Here is a 4847-nt window from a genome sequence, read left to right on the forward strand (position 1 = left end):
GGATTGTCGGATTGTCAGTGGGCGGCGCTCAAGCTCCGGGGCGCTTCATCTGGCACGAGGTGGGCGTGCTCGACACGTAGGGCTCGTAGAACTTGTCCGGCACGAAGGTGAAGCCGGTGCCTTCCACGTTGTACTTGTTCTTCGCATCGACCTTGCGCCAGGTGCTCAGGTACAGGCCCTGCTGCATCTGGTGGTCGGAGGCGCGCATCGTGATCTCGCCGCTGAAGCCCTTCACCGTGATGCCTTCCATCGCGGCGGCCACCTTCACCGGGTCGGTGCTCTTGGCCTTGGCCATCGCGGCCGGCAGCATCGTGAAGATGTTGTAGATGTCGGTGGTGAAGAAGTCTTCCTTGAACTTCTTGTTGAACTCCTCGCCGACCGCAGCGATGTCGCCCGGGATGTTGTGGTGGGCGTACGCGATCATCTTGACCTTGCCCTCGCCGGCCGCGCCGATCGCGGTGGGCGTGCCGATCACGCTCGCGTAGTAGGTGTAGAAGGTGACGTCCAGGCCGGCGTCCTTCGCGGCCTTGATCAGCAGCGTCAGGTCCTGGCTCCAGTTGCCGGTGATCACGGTGTCGGCGCCGCTCTGCTTGATCTTCGCGACGTAGGGCGAGAAATCCTTCACCTGGCCGAGCGGCGTCAGGTCGTCGCCGACGATCTGGATGTCGGGGCGCTTGCGGGCCAGCGTTTCCTTCGCGAACTTCGAGACCTGCTGGCCGTGCGAGTAGTTCTGGTTGATCAGGTAGACCTTCTTGATGGCCGGCTGGTCCTTCATGTAGGTCGTCATCGCCTCCATCTTCATCGAGGTGTCGGCGTCGAAGCGGAAGTGCCAGTAGTTGCACTTGCTGTTGGTGAGGTCCGGGTCGACCGCGGAGTGGTTCAGGAACACGATCTCCTTGCCCGGGTTGCGCTCGTTGTGCTTGGACACCGCGTCGATGATGGCGGCCGCCGCGCCCGAGCCGTTGCCCTGCGTGACGTAGCGGAAGCCCTGGTCGATGGCTGCCTTCAGCACGTTCAGGCTCTCTTGTGGCGAGGCCTTGTTGTCGAAGCCGACCACCTCGAAGGTGACGCCGGCCGGGTTCTTCTTGCCGCTGATGCGCTCGGCCATGAACTGGAAGCTCTTCAGCTGGTTCGCACCGAGGCTCGCGAACGGCCCGGACAGCGGATCGATCCACGCGATCTTGACGGTTTCTCCGGCTTGCGCAAAGGCGATGCCGGCGTGCAGCGAGAAGGCCGCTGCCACTGAAAGGCCGAAAAGCTTTCTGGTGAATTCCATGGCTTCCTCGCGGGGTGATTGCGACAAGGCCGAACGGTAATGGAAGCGGATGGAGACTGTTTGAGGGACTACCCGACAAGCCGTGTCGCGCGTGGGACATCGGAGCGGGCAAAGGCGCGGGCGGGGGGTGTAGGGCTCGCCGCACCCGCCTTCAAGCGCCGACTCAAGAAGCAGTAGGCAGCTTGTAGCCCTTGAATTGATCCCGCAGCTTCAGCTTCAGCATCTTGCCGGTGGCCGTGTGCGGGATCTCGTCGACGAAGGCGACATCGTCCGGAATCTGCCATTTCGCGATGCGCCCCTCGAACCAGCCGAGCAACTCGCGGGCGTCGAGCGCGACGCCCGGCTTGCGCACCACCACCAGCAGCGGCCGCTCGTCCCACTTCGGGTGCGCGCAGGCGATCACCGCCGCCTCGTGCACGCCCGGGTGGCCCATCGCGATGTTCTCCAGCTCGATCGAGCTGATCCACTCGCCGCCGGACTTGATCACGTCCTTGCTGCGGTCGGTGATCTGCATGAAGCCGTCAGGGTTGATCGTCGCGACATCGCCGGTCGGGAACCACGATTGGCCGTCGACCTCGACCAGCGGAGACTCCCTGGGGTCACCCGACTTCTGCCCGAAGTAGTTCTGGATCACCCAGGGCCCGCGCACCAGCAGGTTGCCCGAAGCCGCGCCGTCCCACGGCAGCGGGCGCCGGTCGTCGTCGACGATCAGCATGTCGACGCCGTAGACCACGCGGCCCTGYGTCTCCAGCAGCTTGTGGCGCGCCGCATCATCGAGCCCGGCATGCTTGGCCTTCAGCTTCGACAGCGTGCCCAGCGGCGACATCTCGGTCATGCCCCAGGCGTGGATCACCTCGACCCGGTGCTCCTCTTCCAGCGCCCGCATCATCGACGGCGGGCAGGCCGAGCCACCGATCACGGTGCGGCGGAAGCTGCTGAACTTCAGGCCGTTCTGCTTCACGTAGTTCAGCAGCCCGAGCCACACCGTCGGCACGCCGGCGCTGAAGGTGACGCGCTCGGTCTCGAACAGCTCGTACAGCGACTTGCCGTCGAGGTGCGGCCCCGGCAGCACCAGCTTGGCGCCGACCAGCGCGCCGGCATACGGCAGGCCCCAGGCGTTGACGTGGAACATCGGCACGACCGGCAGGATCACGTCGGCAGCCGAGCAGCCCATCGAATCGGGCAGCGCCGCCGCGAAGGCATGCAGCAGCGTCGAGCGGTGGCTGTAGACGGCACCCTTCGGATGGCCGGTGGTGCCCGAGGTGTAGCAGATGCTCGACGCGGTGTTCTCGTCGAACTGCGGCCAGGCGTAGGCGCCGTCCTCGGCCTCGACCAGGTCTTCGTAGCAGGCCAGGTTCGGCAGCGGGCTGCCAGGCGGCATGTGCGCGCGGTCGGTCATCAGCACGAAGTGCTTCACCCCGGCGAGCTGCGGCGCGAGCTTCTCGACCAGCGGCAGGAAGCCGAGGTCGAAGCACAGCACCTTGTCCTGCGCATCGTTGGCGATCCACGCGATCTGCTCGGGGAAGAGCCGCGGGTTGATGGTGTGGCAGACCAGGCCCGAGCCGGAGCTGCCGTAGTAGATCTCGACGTGCCGGTAGCCGTTCCAGGCCAGCGTCGCGACGCGGTCGCCGGCCTCGCAACCCAGCCGCGCCAGCGCCTGGGCCAGCTTGCGCGAGCGCAGCTCCAGGTCCTTCCAGGTGGTGCGGTGGATGTCGCCCTCGCAGCGCTTCGAGACGATCTCGGTGTCCGCCGCATGCCGCGCGGCATGCACGGCCAGCGAGGAGATCAGCAAGGGCATCTGCATCATCTGGCCCATCAGGCGTGACATGGACTTCTCCCGCATGAAAACGTTTTTCGGTGCGGGAAATGATAGGAAGGGTCGAGCGCGGGCCGGCTGGCTGTTTACCCGCCCCCCACACGCGGCCGAATCCAGGGCTTACCCACCCCGCCGGCTCGATTCGCCCCGGTCATTACACTTTCGGCCCTATGAGCGCCCTGCCTATTTCTGTTCCGATGCCGCCGCTGATGGGCGCCGACTGGCCCAACCGCTTCGCCGCGCTGGGCAGCGACTTCTTCACCGAACTGCCGCCGCAAGGCCTGCCCGACCCGCACTGGGTCGCCTGGAGCGCCGATTGCGCCCGCCTGCTCGGCCTGCCCGAAGCGCCGCCCGCCGACCCGCGACTGCTCGCCGCCCTCAGCGGCAACCTCGCCGAGGCGCCGATGCAGCCGCTGGCCAGCGTCTACAGCGGCCACCAGTTCGGCGTCTGGGCTGGCCAGCTGGGCGACGGCCGCGCGCTGTGGCTGGGCGAACTGCAGACGCCTGCCGGGCCGATGGAGATCCAGCTCAAGGGCGCCGGCCTCACGCCCTACTCGCGCATGGGCGACGGCCGCGCGGTGCTGCGCTCGTCGATCCGCGAGTTCCTGGCATCGGAGGCGATGCATGCGCTGGGCGTGCCGACCACGCGCGCGCTGAGCATCACCGGCTCGGCGCTGCCGGTGCGGCGCGAGGAGATCGAGACCGCCGCGGTCGTCACGCGCGTCGCGCCGTCGTTCATCCGCTTCGGCCACTTCGAGCATTTCGCGCACACCGAGCCGAACGTCGACGCACTGCGCCGGCTGGTCGATTTCGTGATCGACATCGCCTACCCCGAATGCCGCGGCGCGGCGCAACCGGCCGTCGCGCTGCTCGAGGCGGTGGCACGGCGCACCGCGCGCCTGATGGCCGACTGGCAGGCCGTCGGCTTCTGCCACGGCGTGATGAACACCGACAACATGTCGATCCTGGGCCTCACGATCGACTACGGCCCGTACGGCTTTCTCGACGCCTTCGACCCCGGCCACGTCTGCAACCATTCCGACCACCAGGGCCGCTACGCCTATGCGCGCCAACCGAACGTCGCGTTCTGGAACCTGCATGCGCTGGCCCAGGCGCTGCTGCCGCTGATCAACGAGCAGGACGACGCGCTCGAGGCGCTGGAGGCCTACAAGAGCGAGTTCGCCACGACGCTCGATGCGCGCATGGCCGCCAAGCTCGGCCTGTCTGACGCGCAGGACGGCGACCGGGCGCTCGCCGAGGGCCTGCTGCAGCGCATGGCCGCCGACCGCACCGACTTCAGCATCAGCTTCCGCCGGCTGGCCGGCTTCGACAGCCGCGACGGCGCGGCCAACGAGGCCCTGCGCGACCTCTTCATCGACCGCGAGGCCTTCGACGCCTGGGCACGGAACTATGCGGCGCGGTTGCGCTCCGAAAACAGCGTCGATGCCGAACGCGCCTTGCGGATGAACCGGGTGAACCCCAAGTACGTGCTTCGCAACCACCTGGCCGATACCGCGATCCGCGCGGCACGGGGTGGGGATTTCGGCGAGGTGCAGCGGCTGCTGAAAGTTCTGTCCGCGCCCTTCGACGAACAGCCCGAGCACGCGGCGTATGCCGATTTTCCGCCCGACTGGGCGCAACACATCGAGGTGTCCTGTTCATCATGAGTTCGAACGACCACGACCACCGCCCCGACGACGGCAGCCCCTACGGCGTCGCGAAGACCGACGCCGAATGGCGCGCCCAGCTGAGCCC

Annotated in this window: 3 protein-coding genes; 1 reads left to right on the forward strand and 2 read right to left on the reverse strand. The window is 67.3% G+C overall.

Going from position 1 to position 4847, the window contains the following annotated elements; all coding sequences use genetic code 11:
* Window positions 1-28 precede the first annotated feature (28 nt).
* The gene (locus tag AC1D01_RS20935; RefSeq protein WP_477869675.1) at window positions 29-1276 is read right to left on the reverse strand and encodes a branched-chain amino acid ABC transporter substrate-binding protein; all 1248 of its coding nucleotides are present in this window, start codon (window positions 1274-1276) and stop codon (window positions 29-31) included.
* A 163-nt stretch (window positions 1277-1439) separates the two neighbouring features.
* Window positions 1440-3104, reverse strand: coding sequence for a 3-(methylthio)propionyl-CoA ligase (locus tag AC1D01_RS20940; protein ID WP_477869677.1), 1665 nt, complete (start codon window positions 3102-3104; stop codon window positions 1440-1442).
* A gap of 185 nt (window positions 3105-3289) precedes the next feature.
* Here AC1D01_RS20940 and AC1D01_RS20945 point away from each other — a divergent pair, with 185 nt between their 5' ends.
* Window positions 3290-4759: a protein adenylyltransferase SelO gene (locus tag AC1D01_RS20945; protein ID WP_477869679.1), complete on the forward strand. Its 1470-nt coding sequence runs from the start codon at window positions 3290-3292 to the stop codon at window positions 4757-4759.
* Window positions 4760-4847: the final 88 nt, after the last annotated feature.

Source organism: Rhizobacter sp. P3_B12, from assembly GCF_056402895.1.

What these genes read in the sequence shown, in the direction of transcription:
- AC1D01_RS20935 (WP_477869675.1), bottom strand. Translation starts at nt 1,276, where the DNA reads ATGGAATTCACCAGAAAGCTTTTCGGCCTTTCAGTGGCAGCGGCCTTC.
- AC1D01_RS20945 (WP_477869679.1), top strand. Translation starts at nt 3,290, where the DNA reads ATGCCGCCGCTGATGGGCGCCGACTGGCCCAACCGCTTCGCCGCGCTG.